Origin of the sequence: Arthrobacter sp. YA7-1 (genome assembly GCF_025960325.1) — a bacterium.
GTDB classification, from domain to species: domain Bacteria; phylum Actinomycetota; class Actinomycetes; order Actinomycetales; family Micrococcaceae; genus Arthrobacter; species Arthrobacter bambusae_A.
In genome coordinates, this window is the sequence record NZ_CP110114.1 from 1806092 (window position 1) to 1822274 (window position 16183).

General features: G+C 65.1%; 12 protein-coding genes. 11 read left to right on the forward strand and 1 reads right to left on the reverse strand.

Going from position 1 to position 16183, the window contains the following annotated elements:
• Window positions 1-17: 17 nt before the first annotated feature.
• A complete protein-coding gene (locus tag OIT41_RS08425) occupies window positions 18-662 on the reverse strand; it encodes a TIGR03085 family metal-binding protein (protein WP_078105457.1) in 645 nt (214 codons plus the stop codon).
• A gap of 89 nt (window positions 663-751) precedes the next feature.
• Here OIT41_RS08425 and hisI point away from each other — a divergent pair, with 89 nt between their 5' ends.
• From hisI to pyk, 11 genes are all read left to right on the forward strand, one after another.
• Window positions 752-1180: a phosphoribosyl-AMP cyclohydrolase gene (gene hisI, locus OIT41_RS08430; RefSeq protein WP_264637768.1), complete on the forward strand. Its 429-nt coding sequence runs from the start codon at window positions 752-754 to the stop codon at window positions 1178-1180.
• A 57-nt stretch (window positions 1181-1237) separates the two neighbouring features.
• Window positions 1238-2818 carry an anthranilate synthase component I gene (locus OIT41_RS08435; protein WP_264637769.1) on the forward strand — a complete coding sequence of 527 codons (1581 nt, stop codon included), beginning with the start codon at window positions 1238-1240 and terminating at the stop codon, window positions 2816-2818.
• On the forward strand, window positions 2815-3420 hold the full coding sequence (locus OIT41_RS08440; RefSeq protein WP_264637770.1) for a Trp biosynthesis-associated membrane protein: 606 nt from the start codon (window positions 2815-2817) through the stop codon (window positions 3418-3420). The genes OIT41_RS08435 and OIT41_RS08440 overlap by 4 nt, the downstream gene beginning before the upstream one ends.
• Window positions 3421-3509: 89 nt before the next feature.
• Entirely contained in the window at window positions 3510-3782 is a 273-nt protein-coding gene (locus OIT41_RS08445) for an HGxxPAAW family protein (protein WP_078105454.1), read from the forward strand.
• Between the two features lie 2 nt (window positions 3783-3784).
• The gene (gene trpC, locus OIT41_RS08450; protein ID WP_264637771.1) at window positions 3785-4603 is read left to right on the forward strand and encodes an indole-3-glycerol phosphate synthase TrpC; all 819 of its coding nucleotides are present in this window, start codon (window positions 3785-3787) and stop codon (window positions 4601-4603) included.
• 111 nt (window positions 4604-4714) lie between these two features.
• On the forward strand, window positions 4715-6097 hold the full coding sequence (gene trpB, locus OIT41_RS08455; RefSeq protein WP_241708271.1) for a tryptophan synthase subunit beta: 1383 nt from the start codon (window positions 4715-4717) through the stop codon (window positions 6095-6097).
• The gene (gene trpA, locus OIT41_RS08460) at window positions 6097-6909 is read left to right on the forward strand and encodes a tryptophan synthase subunit alpha (RefSeq protein ID WP_264637772.1); all 813 of its coding nucleotides are present in this window, start codon (window positions 6097-6099) and stop codon (window positions 6907-6909) included. Before trpB ends, trpA begins: the two co-directional genes overlap by 1 nt.
• 19 nt (window positions 6910-6928) lie before the next feature.
• Window positions 6929-8167 (forward strand): prolipoprotein diacylglyceryl transferase, encoded by a 1239-nt coding sequence (lgt, locus tag OIT41_RS08465; RefSeq protein WP_264637773.1) that lies wholly within the window; start codon window positions 6929-6931, stop codon window positions 8165-8167.
• A gap of 262 nt (window positions 8168-8429) precedes the next feature.
• A complete protein-coding gene (gene gltB / locus OIT41_RS08470) occupies window positions 8430-13043 on the forward strand; it encodes a glutamate synthase large subunit (protein ID WP_078105450.1) in 4614 nt (1537 codons plus the stop codon).
• The gene (locus tag OIT41_RS08475; protein WP_078105449.1) at window positions 13036-14493 is read left to right on the forward strand and encodes a glutamate synthase subunit beta; all 1458 of its coding nucleotides are present in this window, start codon (window positions 13036-13038) and stop codon (window positions 14491-14493) included. The genes gltB and OIT41_RS08475 overlap by 8 nt, the downstream gene beginning before the upstream one ends.
• Before the next feature lie 57 nt (window positions 14494-14550).
• Window positions 14551-16050, forward strand: a complete 1500-nt coding sequence (gene pyk / locus OIT41_RS08480; protein ID WP_078105448.1) for a pyruvate kinase — start codon at window positions 14551-14553, stop codon at window positions 16048-16050.
• The last annotated feature ends 133 nt before the right edge of the window (window positions 16051-16183 follow it).

Genomic DNA, 16183 nt, shown 5'->3' on the forward strand with positions numbered 1-16183 from the left:
AGTTGGGTTTAAGCGGGTCAGAGGCCGACTTCGGCGGACTGGAGCAGCGCGACGGCGTCCGGCTGGCCTTCGAAGGTGACCAGGGCGTGATGCGTGCGGCCATGGGCATGCATGAGGAGTTCACCAGGTTCGCCCACGATGGCGACGGATACGGGCGCCCGCTTGGCAACATGGCGGGGGCCGGTGGGCCGTACCAGCACGATCCCGAGGTCCACGCCGCGATAGAGAATGGCGGCTCGCTTGATCAATTCATCCCACAAGGCGTCCGAGTATTCCTCGTCGAGGGCCCGTGGAGCCCAACGGTCACCCGCCCTGCGGATGTCTTCCGTGTGAACGAAATATTCAATGAGGTTGGAGGACTCGTCGAGGGCCTTGATCTTCAGGGGAGACAAAGCGGGCGGCCCTGAACGGAAGGTGTTCACCAGCTCGGCGTAATCTTCCGTGGTCTTGAGCTTGGAGGCCAGCTTGGCCGTGGCTTTGTCCGAGGCCCGGGCGAGGCTCTTGATGAGCAAGCCAATACCGACGGCCGCTTTGCGCTCCCGCAAGTACAAGTGCGCGGCGAGGTCCCTTGTCAGCCACCCTTCGCAGAGCGTGGGGGAGTCAGGTCCGGCCGCCAGGAGTGTTTCGGCCAGTACTTCGCGGGAGGGATCGACGAAATGCATCACTTGTGAAACTAGCACGAGACGCTCTCTGTTGCGCAGTGGAACCGCCGCTGAATTTCGCCTCCACTTGAGGCACTAGACTTGATCTGATGTCTGAGCAGTCAACACCCCCAGCCACGCCCGCTGCCGCTTCCGCCGCGGAGCGCGCCGTCGTGCCCGTTAGTCCGCTCCCGCACGAGCTGGCCGCCGCGCTGAAGCGCGATTCCGCCGGCTTGGTGGCGGCGGTCATCCAGCAGTTCGACACCGACGAAGTGCTGATGCTCGGCTGGATGGACGACGAAGCGTTGCACCGGACCCTGACCACGGGACGCGTCACATTCTTCTCCCGCTCCCGCCAGGAATATTGGCGCAAGGGAGACACCTCCGGGCACGTCCAGTTCGTGAAATCGGTGGCCTTGGACTGCGACGGCGACGCCCTCCTGGTCCGCGTCGACCAAGTCGGTGCGGCCTGCCACACCGGTACGCGCACGTGCTTCGATGACCGGAGCCTCGCCGCCGTGACCGGCGAGCGGGACTAACCCGCTACACACCATCCACTGAGGCAAGCAGACAAGAAGAGGCGGAGAACACAAACCATGCAGGACCTTGGAATCATCAGCCCGGGCCTGGAGGAGTTCCGCGAACTCGCCGCGCACAGCCGTGTCATCCCGGTCCGGCTGAGGGTACTGGCCGACGCCGAGACCCCCATCGGGCTCTACCGCAAGCTGGCCCAAGGCCAGCCCGGCACCTTCCTCCTGGAGTCGGCAGCTGTCGGCGGGGCATGGTCACGTTATTCCTTCATTGGTTCGCGGTCGCGTGCCACCTTGACAAGCAAGGACGGCCAGGCGCACTGGATCGGCGAGCCTCCTGTCGGCGTGCCCGTGGACGGCAGCCCGGTCGACGCCGTCCGCGACACCATTGCAGCCCTGCAGACCGACCGCTTCCCGGACCTTCCTCCCTTGACCTCCGGCCTTGTGGGCTTCCTTGGCTGGGAAACCGTCCGGCACTGGGAGAAGCTGACCAGCCCCCCGGAGGATGACCTCAACCTGCCGGAACTGGCCCTGAACCTCGTGACGGACATGGCTGTCCACGACAACATGGACGGCACCGTCCTGCTGATTGCCAACGCGATCAATTTCGACAACAGTTCCGAACGGGTCGACGAAGCCTGGCACGACGCCGTCGCCCGGGTGAAGCGCTTGCTGGACCAGATCAGCACGCCCGTGAAGCAGCCTGTATCGGTGTTGCAGTCCGAAGCCCTCGACTTCGCGTCGAGCGTCCAGGAACGCTGGGCCGAGCAGGAGTACCTCGACGCGATCGATCGCGGCAAGGAAGCGATCGTCGACGGCGAGGTCTTCCAGGTGGTCATTTCGCGACGCTTCGAAATGGAGTGCGCCGCGGACCCGCTGGATGTCTACCGCGTGCTGCGAAACACCAACCCGAGCCCTTACATGTACCTCTTCAGCCTCGAAGATCCCGACGGACGCGAGTACACGATCGTCGGCTCCTCTCCCGAGGCCCTCGTGACGGTGACCGGCAACGAGGTCATCACCCACCCGATCGCCGGATCGCGGCCCCGCGGCAAAACCGTGGAAGCCGACAAAGCGCTGGCCACCGAGTTGCTCGCGGACCAGAAGGAACGCGCCGAACACCTCATGCTCGTGGACCTCTCCCGGAACGACCTGTCCAAGGTCTGCGTGGCCGGAACAGTGGACGTTACGCAGTTCATGGAGGTTGAACGCTTCAGCCACATCATGCACCTCGTGTCCACGGTCGTCGGAGAATTGGCGCCCGGGGCGAAGGCATACGACGTCCTCAAGGCGACCTTTCCCGCCGGCACGCTGTCCGGCGCGCCCAAACCGCGCGCACTGCGGCTCCTGGACGAACTCGAACCGCACCGGCGCGGCATCTACGGCGGCGTCGTCGGATACCTGGACTTCGCAGGCGACATGGACATGGCGATCGCCATCCGCTCGGCACTGTTGCGTGAGGGCCGGGCGTACGTCCAGGCCGGAGGCGGCATCGTGGCCGATTCCCACAAGCCTTCCGAAGCGCTGGAGACCGTGAACAAGGCGGCGGCCCCCTTGCGTGCCGTGCACACCGCCGGATCGCTCCACAACATTTCCCCGGACGCCGTTTCCGCGGAATCGATCGTCGACGGGAAGCCCGCGCTGTGACCGTCGACCGCCCTCAGACGGCCACCGCAAAGCCTCCCGTATGGGCACGGAAGGGCAATGTGGTGCTCGCCATGGCCATTTTTGCCCTCGCCGTTTTCGGGACCACCACGCAGACCTGGATCAACGTCCGGCTCGATCCAGCCGCCGCGGCGAATGCCGACCTCCACGTCCAGGGGAGCAAGGCCGCCACAGCGGTGACCGCGCTCGCGCTCGTCGCCCTTGCCGGGGGACTGGCATCGTCCATCGCGGGCAAGGTTTCGCGCTGGATCATTTCAACGATCATCGTGCTCGCCTCGGCGGGCATCCTCATTGCCGCGGTGACCGTCCTGGCAGACCCACTCGGTGCGGCGCAAGGAACCATTGCGGCGACCACAGGCATTTCGGGCGGGCAGGCGGCAGCATCGTCGACTGTGTTCCCGGTACTCGCCGTCGTGGCTGCCGGCCTGCTCGCCCTGTGCGGCGGCCTGCTTCCGCTCGCGGGCAGGCACTGGAAGGCGCGCACCAAGTACGACGTCGCCAGCCGGGCGGCCCTCGCGGGTTCCGGACCGGTCGACGAGATCGACAGCTGGGACAGCCTTTCCCGCGGAGAAGACCCCACTTAAGACCCGACTGTCCGGACATCGGACGATGTGCCGGGTGCAGTCAATAAATGGCAGAATGTAAGCAGTATTCATCCTGAGGAGATTTTCACATGAGCAAAACCACAGTGTCCGCGAGCAAGGCCCCTGTGACCGCTGCAAGCCACAGCGACGCCATCGGCCACGGCAACAGCCCGGCCGCGTGGACCTGCGTGATTGTCATGCTGGTAGGGGCCTTGATTTCGTCCATCGCCTTTGTGATCGCCAGCACCCCCATTTTCATCGCCGGCATTGTTGTCATGTTCGCCGGCCTGATCGCCGGCTGGGCCATGCGCAAGGCGGGCTACGGCGTCGACGGCAGCAAGCTGAAGAACGCCGGCCACTGACCGTGACCGTTCTTGATGACATCATCGTCGGTGTCAGGGAGGACATGGAGGCACGCCGCCTTCTTGTTGGCCTTGACGAGCTGAAAGAGCGCGCAGCGGCCACCGCGCCCGCACTGGACGCGTGGGCTGCCTTGGGCGGTCCGTCTGCCAGCCGCGACGAATTGAAGGTCATCGCGGAAATCAAGCGCCGCAGCCCGTCGAAAGGCGATCTCGCGAGCATCGTCGACCCTGCGGCACTTGCGGTGCAGTACGCGGACGGCGGCGCTTCCGTGATCAGCGTCCTCACCGAACAGCGGCGCTTCAACGGGTCCCTCGCTGACCTGGACGCGGTCCGCGCCGCCGTCGACATCCCGCTGCTGCGCAAGGACTTCACAGTTGACGAGTACCAGATCTGGGAAGCCCGCGCCCACGGCGCGGACCTCATCCTGCTGATCGTCGCGGCGCTTTCCGATGCACAGCTGCGCGAATTCAGCGCGTTGAGCCACGAGCTTGGCATGAACGTCCTGGTGGAAACCCACACGCCAGAGGAAATCGAGCGTGCGGCCGCAGCCAAGGCACGGATCATCGGCGTGAACGTCCGCAACCTCAAGACGCTCGACGTCGACCGCACCCTGTTTGCCTCGCTCGCGGGAAGCATTCCCGCGGGAGCAGTTGTCGTGGCTGAATCCGGGGTGCGGAACGCCGAGGACGTCGCGCACTATGCGGGAAACGGTGCCCACGCAATCCTTGTGGGCGAAGCCCTTGTGAGTGACTCCACGCCACACGAGCGGATCAGCGAATTCAAGGCGGCCGGAGCTGCCGCCATCGCAGTCAGGACCTAAGGCAGGCCTGAATCGCGGCCGGGACCCGGACAACAGCAGACACCATGGCTGCCTGCTGTGCCGCGGCTCCCGGAAGAACCCAACTACCAACTGAACAGGACGGTGAGACTGATGGTGGACGCATCAACAGCCAACTCGGATGAGAATGTGGCCGACGCATTCCTACAAGGCGGAACCTCGCTCCGCAACGCCGCTGGGCCATATTTCGGCTCTTACGGTGGACGTTGGATGCCCGAGTCCCTCATCGCCGCCCTGGACGAAGTTGAGGACACGTTCGAGAAAGCCAAGGCCGATCCCGAGTTCCTCGCCCAGCTGAAGGACCTCAACAAGAACTACTCAGGCCGTCCGTCGCTCCTCACGGAGGCCAAGCGGTTCTCGGAGCACGCCGGCGGGGCCCGCATCTTCCTCAAGCGCGAAGACCTGAACCACACCGGGTCGCACAAGATCAACAACGTGCTCGGACAGGCCTTGCTCGCCAAGCGCATGGGCAAGACCCGTGTCATCGCGGAAACCGGCGCGGGCCAGCACGGCGTTGCCAGTGCCACCGCTGCGGCCCTGCTCGGACTCGAGTGCGTCGTCTACATGGGCGCCGAGGATTGCCGCCGCCAGGCGCTCAACGTGGCTCGCATGCAGCTCCTGGGCGCCACCGTGGTTCCCGTGACCAACGGATCACAGACGCTCAAGGACGCCATCAACGACGCCCTCCGCGACTGGGTTTCCAATGTCGACAACACCCACTACCTGCTGGGCACCGCGGCCGGCGCACACCCGTTCCCGGCGATGGTGCGTTTCTTCCACGAGGTCATCGGCGAGGAAGCGCGCGCCCAGATCCTGGAGCAGACCGGCAAGCTGCCCGACGCCGTCTGTGCCTGCATCGGCGGTGGTTCCAATGCCATCGGCATCTTCCACAGCTTCCTGGACGACGCCTCAGTGAAGATCTACGGCTTTGAGGCAGGCGGCGAGGGCGTCGAAACCGGCCGCCACGCCGCAGCCATCACCCTCGGGCGCCCCGGGGTGCTCCATGGTGCCCGGTCCTACCTCATGCAGGACGAGGACGGCCAGACCATCGAGTCCCACTCGATTTCCGCCGGCCTGGACTACCCGAGCGTGGGTCCGGAGCACTCCTACCTCGCCGACATCGGCCGCGTCACGTACGAGCCCATCACGGACACCGAGGCCATGGAAGCGTTCCGCCTGCTTTGCCGGACCGAAGGCATCATCCCCGCCATCGAGTCTTCGCACGCCCTCGCCGGCGCCATCAAGGTGGGCAAGCAACTCACGGAAGGCAAGGAAAACCCGGCAGACACGATCATCATCGTGAACCTGTCCGGGCGCGGCGACAAGGACGTGGAAACGGCCGCCGAATGGTTCGACATGTTGGATGAGAACGGCAACGTCAAGGGCACCACCCTCTCCACCCGCAAGCCCAAGGGAACGTCCGAACGCAGCAACCTTGAGATCAGCACTGAAGAAGCAAACGGGGGCCGGAACTGATGACTGAGCAGATGAGCAGCAAGTCCGCGGCCGCGATCGACCGCGCGAAGGCACAAGGCCGGGCCGCGTTGATCGGATACCTGCCGGCAGGCTACCCGGACGTTCAGTCAAGCATCGACGCCGGCATTGCCATGGCCCGCAACGGCGCGGACCTCATCGAAATCGGCATCCCGTATTCGGACCCCGTCATGGACGGCGCCGTCATCCAGGCTGCGACCACGGAAGCAATCGCCAACGGTTTCCACGTCGCCAGCGTGTTCGACGTCGTCGCGGGCATCACCGCGGCCACCGACGCCGCAGTGCTGGTCATGACGTATTGGAACCCCGTCATGCGCATGGGCGTGGACGAGTTCTCACGCAGGCTGGCCGAGGCCGGGGGAGCAGGGCTCATCACTCCGGACCTCATCCCGGACGAGGCAGCCGAATGGTTCGCTGCATCGGACAAATACGGACTGGACCGGGTCTTCCTTGTAGCGCCTTCGTCCACGCCGGAGCGCCTGGCCATGACGGTGGAGGCAAGCCGCGGCTTCGTCTACGCCGTTTCCATCATGGGTGTCACCGGAGCGCGGCAGTCAGTCAGCAGCGCCGCGGAGAAGGTTGTGGCGGACACGCATGCAGCCGGCGCCGAACGTGTTTGTGTCGGACTCGGAGTCTCCACCGCAGACCATGTCCGCGAGATCGCCGCTTACGCGGACGGCGTGATCGTTGGTACCGCGCTGGTTGCCGCGATCCGCGACGGCGGCGTTGACGCCGTCGCGCAACTCACCAAGAACCTCAGTGCCGGCCTCGGCCGGGCCACAGCGCAGGCCTAGAAAAGGAAAAGCGTAGACAATGCAGAGTCTCCTCCACGTCGCGGCAATGGCTCCCATGAGCATTCCGAGCCCCTCATGGTCCGGATTTGATATTCCGCTTCCGTGGGGGACCCTCCGCATCCATGCCTACGCGCTGTGCATCCTCCTGGGCATCGTCGTGGGCCTGTGGCTCACCGCCGTGCGCTGGAAGCGTCGCGGCACTCCCGAAGGCAGCCTGTGGGACATCGCCATCTGGGCGATCCCCTTCGGCATTGTGGGCGGCCGGCTTTACCACGTGATCTCATCGCCGGACGCGTACTTCGGACCGGGCTTCAACGGCACCGGCGACCTCTCCCTGATCCCGCAGATCTGGCGGGGCGGCCTGGGCATCTGGGGTGCCGTGGTTCTCGGCGTTGTCGGCGCCTGGCTCGGATGCCGCCGTTCCGGCGTCAAGCTCACTGCCTTCCTCGACGCCGCAGCCCCCGGGCTCCTGCTGGCACAGGCGATCGGACGCTGGGGGAACTGGTTCAACCAGGAACTCTTCGGCGGACCCACCACGCTGCCATGGGGCCTCCAAATAGACCCCAACAGCCCCAACTTTCCGGCCGGGATGCCCAGCGACACGCTGTTCCACCCGACGTTCCTCTACGAATCCCTCTGGAACATCATCGGCGTCGTGGTCCTCCTCGTCCTGGACCGCCGCTTCCATTTCCGCCGCGGCAGGCTCTTCTGGCTGTACGCCATCTACTACACGCTCGGCCGCGTCTGGATCGAAGCGTTGCGGATCGACGACGCCGAACAGATCAACCTCTTCGGCATCACCACACGGCTCAACGTGTGGACCAGTATCTTCGTCTTCATCGCGGCGCTCATCATCTTCATCGCGCTGAGCCTGCGCGGCAGGCCCGAGCCGGACACGGCGTACCTTCCCGGCAGGGAGCCCGTCGCGGTGACCGCCGAAGAGGATGAGCCCGCCGTCGGCCACCCACATGCCGGGGACGATGAGCGGACTGCCGACGACGACACGGCTGCCGCCCGGGAGGCGGACAGCCCAATTGTGACCGATACGAAGTCCCATGATGCGGACGGATCTGTCTCAGATACCGGTGCGCATGGTAATCTCCGGAATAACCAAAGCGATCTGGGCCATACTGCTGAGCCAACGGAAACGGCCGAGGAGCCACATGCCGGCGTCACGTCGGATTCCGGCTCAGCGTCCACCGAAACCACCGCCAGCAGTGTCCCTGGATCCGGGCCGGAAGCTGGCAGAACCAAGTAGCCAGCGCTACGGCATCGGGGAACCGGGCTACCGCCCAGAGACCCCCGGCCACAGCGTCGTGGCACCCTTGGCAGTAGCCCGGCAGCACACAGAGGCTCCGCGGTCAAGCTTGGGTCAGGGGCATGCGTAACTGTTCGTTGCGTCTTGCCCGCTGTCCTACAATTTCTAGTAACTAGCGCTTTGTTATGCCCGTCACACGGCTGGCAAGGTGGGGCCAACGTTGTCCCTTCCATTCGCACGATCTCGAGGAAGGACGTCTTCAATGACCCATCTTCATAACCCAAGCTGGTCCGAAGCAGTCGAACCGCAAGGTGCCATCTCGCCCTTCAAACGTTTTGCTGCGCTCCCGGAAGCCCAGGGACTCTACAACCCTGAGCAGGAGAAGGACGCTTGTGGCCTTGCCATTATCGCCACCCTGCGTGGTGAACCCGGCTATGACATCGTGGAAGCGGCCCTGACTGCCCTGCGCAACCTTGAACACCGGGGCGCCGTGGGCGCCGACGAAGGCACGGGCGACGGCGCCGGGCTCCTCATGCAGGTTCCGGACGAATTCTTCCGGGCCGTCACGGAGTTCGAACTCCCGGCACCCGGGCAGTACGTCGTCGGTACCGCCTTCCTTCCGGCTGAAGCCCGCGAAGCCGGAACCGCGAAGGCCGGCATCGAAGCCCTTGCAATAGACGAGGGCCTGACGGTTCTTGGCTGGCGTGAAGTGCCCGTGGTCGGAGACCTGGTCGGTGCCATGGCTCGTGCCTGCATGCCTTACTTCGCGCAGCCGTTCCTCGCCTCCGCGACGGGCGAGGTGCTGGACAGGAATGAACTGGACTCCCGCGCCTGGCGTGTCCGCAAGCGTGCCCAGAACAAGTTCGGCGTGTACTTCCCGTCGCTGTCCTCGCGCACCATCGTGTACAAGGGCATGCTGACCACAGCCCAGCTGGAGCCGTTCTACCCGGATCTCTCGGACAAGCGCTTCAAGACCAAGCTGGCCATCGTGCACTCGCGCTTCTCCACGAACACGTTCCCGTCGTGGCCGCTCGCGCAGCCGTTCCGCACCATCGCCCACAACGGTGAAATCAACACCGTCAAGGGCAACCGGAACTGGATGCGGGCGCGCCAGTCCCAGCTCGCCAACCCGCTGCTGGGCGATTCCCCGGAGGAGCTGTACCCCATCTGCACGCCGGGTGCCTCGGACTCCGCGTCCTTCGACGAGGTTGCAGAGCTGCTCTGGCTTTCCGGACGGCCCATCACGCACTCGATCATGATGATGATCCCCGAGGCATGGGAAAACCACGCCACGATGGATCCTGCCCGCCGCGCCTTCTACGAGTACCACTCGCTGCTCATGGAACCGTGGGACGGTCCCGCAGCAGTGTCCTTCACCGACGGCAACCTCGTGGGGGCGACCCTCGACCGCAACGGCCTGCGCCCCGGCCGCTACTGGATCACCGAAGATGGCCTGATCGTCTTCGCCTCCGAGGTCGGCGTGATCGACGTCGAGGCCGCCAAGGTGGTCAAGAAGGGCCGTGTTTCGCCGGGCAAGATGTTCCTGGTGGACACCGAAGCCGGCCGCATCATCGACGACGCCGAGGTCAAGGCCGAGGTGGCCGCCGCCAACCCTTGGGCTGAATGGGTCAAGGACAACCTGATCGACCTCAACAACCTTCCCGAGCGCGAACACGTGCTGCATACCGCGGCGTCCGTGAACATCCGCCAGCGGACATTCGGCTACACCACCGAGGAATTGAAGATCCTCCTTGGGCCCATGGCCCGTACCGGGGCCGAACCGCTCGGCGCCATGGGTTCCGACACCCCGGTCGCCGTGCTGTCCAAGCGTCCGCGTTTGCTGTTCGACTACTTCGTGCAGTCTTTCGCGCAGGTCACCAATCCGCCCCTGGACGCGATCCGCGAAGAGCTTGTCACCTCGCTGAAGTGCGCCATCGGTCCAAACGGAAACCTGCTCGACGTCGGGCAGGTGCGCCAGCCGCAGATCTCCCTGCCGTTCCCGGTGATCAACAACGACCAGCTCGCCAAGATCGCCAACATCGAGAATGCCGACGGCGACAAGGTCGCCATGAAGGTCCGCGGACTCTACCGCCCGGAGGGCGGAGAAGCATCGCTCCGAAGCCGCTTGACCGAAATCTGCGAGCAGGTTTCCGGTGCGATCAACCGCGGCGTGCAGTACATCGTGCTGTCGGACCGTGACTCGAACGCGCAGTGGGCGCCGATCCCGTCCCTGCTGCTCGTGAGCGCGGTGCACCACCACTTGCTCCGCAGCGCCAACCGCACCAAGACCGCCCTGGTGGTGGAGGCCGGCGACGTCCGCGAAACGCACCACGTGGCAGTGCTGGTGGGCTTCGGCGCTTCCGCCGTCAACCCCTACCTGGCCATGGAGTCCGTGGAGCAGCTCATCAGCACCGGCGAAGTCGTCGGCGTGACCGCTGAAGACGGCGTGTACAACCTCATCAAGGGCCTCGGCAAGGGTGTCTTGAAGATCATGTCCAAAATGGGCATTTCCACGGTGGCCTCCTACACCGGCGCCCAGACTTTCGAAGCACTGGGGCTGTCCCAGGACCTCGTGGACGAATTCTTCTCCGGCACCCACTCGCAGTTGGGCGGCGTCGGCCTGGACGTCATCGCCGCTGAGGTTTCCGCGCGCCACCAGATGGCCTACCCGGAAGGCGGCATCGAGCTGCCGCACCGTCCGCTGCTCGGCGGCGGCGAATACCAGTGGCGCCGCGACGGCGAACCGCACTTGTTCAACCCGGAGACGGTCTTCCGCCTGCAGCACGCCACGCGCGAACGCCGCTACGACATCTTCAAGTCCTACACCAAGGGAATCGACGACCAGTCCGAGAACCTCATGACCCTGCGTGGGCTCCTGAAGTTCAAGGACAGCCAGCGTCCCGCCGTGCCCCTTGAGGAAGTCGAGCCGGTTTCCAGCATCGTGAAGCGCTTCTCCACCGGAGCGATGAGCTACGGCTCTATCTCCAAGGAAGCCCACGAGACGCTCGCAATCGCCATGAACCGGCTGGGCGCCAAGTCCAACACCGGCGAAGGCGGCGAAGACGTGGACCGCCTGCTGGACCCGGAGCGCCGCTCCGCGATCAAGCAGATTGCCTCCGGGCGTTTCGGCGTGACGAGCCTGTACCTGACCAACGCCGAGGACATCCAGATCAAGATGGCCCAGGGCGCCAAGCCCGGTGAAGGCGGCCAGCTCATGGCGCAGAAGGTCTACCCCTGGGTGGCCCGGACCCGCCACTCCACCCCCGGCGTGGGGCTCATTTCCCCGCCCCCGCACCACGACATCTACTCCATCGAGGACCTCGCGCAGCTCATCTACGACGCCAAGCGCGCCAACCCCTCGGCTCGTGTGCACGTCAAGCTGGTGTCCGAGGTCGGGATCGGCACGGTGGCGTCCGGCGTCACCAAGGCGAAGGCCGACGTCGTGCTCGTTTCAGGGCACGACGGCGGAACCGGCGCCTCGCCGCTGAACTCGCTCAAGCACGCCGGGGTCCCGTGGGAGCTCGGCCTTGCCGAGACCCAGCAGACGCTTATGCTCAACGGGCTCCGCGACCGCGTCGTGGTCCAGGTGGACGGCCAGCTCAAGACGGGCCGCGACGTCGTCATCGCTGCGCTGCTGGGTGCCGAGGAGTACGGTTTCGCGACCGCGCCCCTGGTGGTGTCCGGCTGCATCATGATGCGCGTCTGCCACCTCGACACCTGCCCGGTGGGCGTCGCAACCCAGAACCCGGAGCTCCGCTCGCGCTTCACTGGCAAGCCCGAATTCGTGGTCAACTTCTTCGAATTCCTTGCCGAAGAAGTCCGCGAACTGCTTGCCGAACTCGGTTTCCGCAGCCTCGAGGAGGCCATCGGCCATGCCGAGGTCCTGGACACCCGCGAAGCGGTGGACCACTGGAAGGCCGAGGGACTCGACCTCGACCCGATCCTGCACGGCCTCGAGTTCGACGACGACGTTCCCCTGCGGAACCTCACCGGCCAGAACCACGAACTCGACAAGCACTTCGACCAGCGCCTCATCGGCATGGCCGCCGAGGCTTTGAGCGACCGCACGCCGGTGAAGATCGCCGTCGACGTCATCAACACGGACCGTTCAGTGGGCACCATGCTGGGTCACGTCGTCACCAAGACGTTCGGCATCGATGTGCTTGCCACGGACACCATAGACGTCACGCTGAAAGGCACCGCCGGGCAGTCGCTGGGCGCCTTCCTTCCGGCCGGCATCACGTTGCGCATGTTCGGCGACTCCAACGACTACGTCGGCAAGGGCCTCTCGGGTGGACGCATCATCGTCCGCCCCGACCGCACCAACGTTTTCCAAGCGGAACGCAACGTCATCGCAGGCAACGTGATCGGCTACGGCGCCACGAGCGGCGAAATGTTCCTGCGCGGCCAGGTGGGCGAACGCTTCCTGGTCCGCAACTCGGGCGCCACGGCCGTCGTCGAAGGCATCGGTGACCATGGCTGCGAGTACATGACGGGCGGCCAGACGCTGATCATCGGCCGCACCGGCCGCAACTTCGGTGCCGGCATGTCCGGTGGCACCGCCTACGTGCTGGACCTCCAGCCTGCCAGGGTCAACAAGCAGGCCTTGGATTCCGGCGAACTGCAGTTGCTTGAGCTCGACGACGAGGACCGCACCATCGTGCACGGCCTCCTGGTCAAGCATTTGGAAGAAACTGAATCCGTCCTGGCAGGCCGCTTGCTCGAGAACTTCGATGACACCGCTGCCCGCATCACCAAGGTTCTGCCGCGCGACTACGCCGCAGTCCTGCAAACCCGTCTCGATGCCATCGAGGAAGGCCTTGATCCCGATGGCGAAGAAGTATGGTCCCGAATCCTGGAGGTAACCGGTGGCTGATCCACGCGGATTTCTGAAAGTCCGGCAGCGCGAGACGCAGCCACGCCGTCCCGTTCCCGTCCGCATCATGGACTGGAAGGAAGTCTACGAAGCCCAGGACAAGGGCGTGCTTAAGAGCCAGGCAGGCCGCTGCATGGATTGCGGGGTTCCGTTCTGCCACCAGGGCTGCCCGCTGGGAAACCTTATCCCGGAGTGGAACGACCTCACGTGGCGCGGCAAGGGCGAGGAAGCGATCGAGCGCCTGCACGCCACGAACAACTTCCCGGAGTTCACGGGCCGCTTGTGTCCTGCGCCGTGCGAAGCATCCTGTGTCCTGGGCATCAACCAGCCTGCCGTGACCATCAAGCAGGTTGAGGTTTCGATCATCGACGACGCCTTCGAAAACGGCTGGGTCCAACCGCTTCCGCCGGCGCGCCTCTCCGGCAAGACGGTCGCCGTCGTCGGCTCCGGCCCGGCGGGACTTGCGGTCGCGCAGCAGCTGACGCGCGTCGGCCACACTGTGGCCGTCTACGAGCGTGACGACAAGATCGGGGGACTGCTGCGCTATGGCATCCCCGACTTCAAGATGGAGAAGGAACAGGTCGACCGCCGCGTCGAGCAGATGAAGGCCGAGGGCACCCGCTTCCGCACGGGTGTGGCGGTCGGAAGCGACGTGACGTGGGAGCAGTTGCGCCGCCGTTACGACTCGGTGGTGATCGCCACCGGTGCCACCGTTCCGCGCGACCTTCCCATCCCGGGCCGCGATCTCGACGGCATCCACTTCGCCATGGATTACCTGGTGCCCGCCAACCGCGTGGTGGCCGGTGAAACCGTGGAAGGCCAGATCGATGCCAAGGGCAAGCACGTCATCATCCTCGGCGGCGGAGACACCGGCGCCGACTGCCTCGGCACGGCACACCGTCATGGCGCCGCGTCCGTCACGACCCTCGCGATCGGCAAGCAGCCGCCGCTCGAGCGTGCCACCCACCAGCCTTGGCCGACGTTTCCCACACTGTTCGAGGTTGCCAGCGCGCACGAAGAGGGAGGCGAACGCACCTACCTCGCCTCGACCGTCGAGTTTGTCGGCGAAAACGGCAAGCTCACAGGGGTCAAGGTGGCCGAGACCGAGTTCGTGGACGGCAAGCGCCTGCCGAAGGCCGGCACGGAGCGCGTCATTCCGGCCGATCTGGTCTTCCTGTCGCTCGGCTTCACGGGCGCGGAACCTGCCGGTATCACCGAACAGGTCAGCGCAGAATTCGACGGCCGCGGCAACGTGGCCCGAGATGGGTACTACATGACCAACACCGAGGGAGTTTTCGTCGCAGGCGACGCCGGCCGCGGGCAGTCCTTGATTGTCTGGGCTATCGCTGAAGGCCGCGCCTGCGCGGCCGCCGTCGACAAGTACCTCATGGGCAGCACCATTCTCCCCGCGCCGGTGGCTCCCACCGACCGGGCTATAGCGGTCCTCTAAGGACCGGCGCACGACGCTTTCCCAACTCCAACTGCAGCACACTACTAGGGTAGGTATATGAGACGCGCAAAAATCGTGGCAACGTTCGGACCGGCAATTTCCAGCTTTGACAACACCCTCGCGGTGCTGGAAGCCGGCGTCGACGTCGCCCGCATGAACATGAGCCACGGCGACTACTCGGTACACGACAACACGTACGAGAACGTCCGCAAGGCTTCCGCCCAGCTCCACAAGCCCGTTGCCATCATGGCCGACTTGCAGGGCCCGAAGATCCGCCTGGGTCGATTTGTCGACGGCCCCCACGAGCTCGCCGTCGGTGACACTTTCACCATCACCACCGAGGACGTCCCCGGTACCAGGGACATCTGCTCCACCACGCTCAAGAGCCTCACCGAAGACGTCAACGTCGGCGATGCATTGCTGATCGACGATGGCAAGGTCGCGCTGCGCGCCATCGAGGTTGACGACGTCAAGGTGGTCGCCACGGTGACCGTCGGCGGCTGGGTCTCCAACAACAAGGGCATCAACCTGCCAGGCGTTGCCGTCAACGTCCCCGCGCTGAGCGAAAAGGACGAGGACGATCTCCGTTGGGCCATGAAGCGCGGTGTCGACCTGGTCGCACTGTCCTTCGTCCGCGATGCCTCCGACATCAAGCGCGTGCACGAAATTATGGACGAAGAGGGTCGCCGCGTGCCGGTGATCGCCAAGATCGAGAAGCCGCAGGCAGTGGACCAGCTCCACGAAATCATCGACGCCTTCGACGCCATCATGGTCGCCCGTGGCGACCTCGGCGTGGAACTCCCGCTCGAGGAAGTGCCGATCGTCCAGAAGCGCGCCATCGAACTGGCCCGCCGCTGGGCCAAGCCCGTCATCGTGGCCACCCAGGTCCTTGAATCGATGATCGACAACCCGCGACCGACCCGTGCCGAAGCTTCGGACTGCGCCAACGCAGTGCTCGACGGCGCCGACGCAGTCATGCTCTCCGGCGAGACCAGCGTGGGCAAGTACCCGATCGAGACGGTCAAGACCATGGCCCGCATCATCGAGTCCACTGAAGAGCACGGCCTCGAACGCGTTCCTCCGCTGGGTACCAAGCCCAAGACCCGGGGTGGCGCCATCACGCGTGCCGCCGTTGAAATCGCCGACCAGCTGGACGCAAAGTACATCTGTACTTTCACCCAGTCCGGCGACTCGGCCCGCCGCCTGTCCCGTCTGCGTCCCGTCAAGCCGGTGTTCGCTTTCACCCCCGTGGAGCACGTCTGGAACCAGTTGGCGCTGACCTGGGGCATCCAGCCCGTCCTCGTCCCCATGGTGGGCCACACCGACGCCATGACGGCCCAGGTGGACCGCAGCCTCCTCGAGATGAAGATCGTGGAGAACGGCGACCTTGTGGTCATCGCTGCCGGTTCCCCTCCCGGACAGGCCGGTTCCACGAACTCACTCAAGGTCCACAAGGTGGGCGACCTCGCGGACACGTCCCGCGTGGAAGAGGCCGCAGCCCGCAAGGAAAAGGTCGGACCGTGGCCGGAAAAGAAGAAGGCCAAGTCGAAGGCCTGATCTTTTCGGATTAGCTTTTCGGATCTAGCAGGGGAGGCTCCGCCGTGTGGCGGGGCCTCCTTTGTTTTTTTGTTTTGTTTTGTTTGGGGCTGGGTGGTTCGTCGCCGCGGCGGGTGCTGTTCGTCGTCGGGGG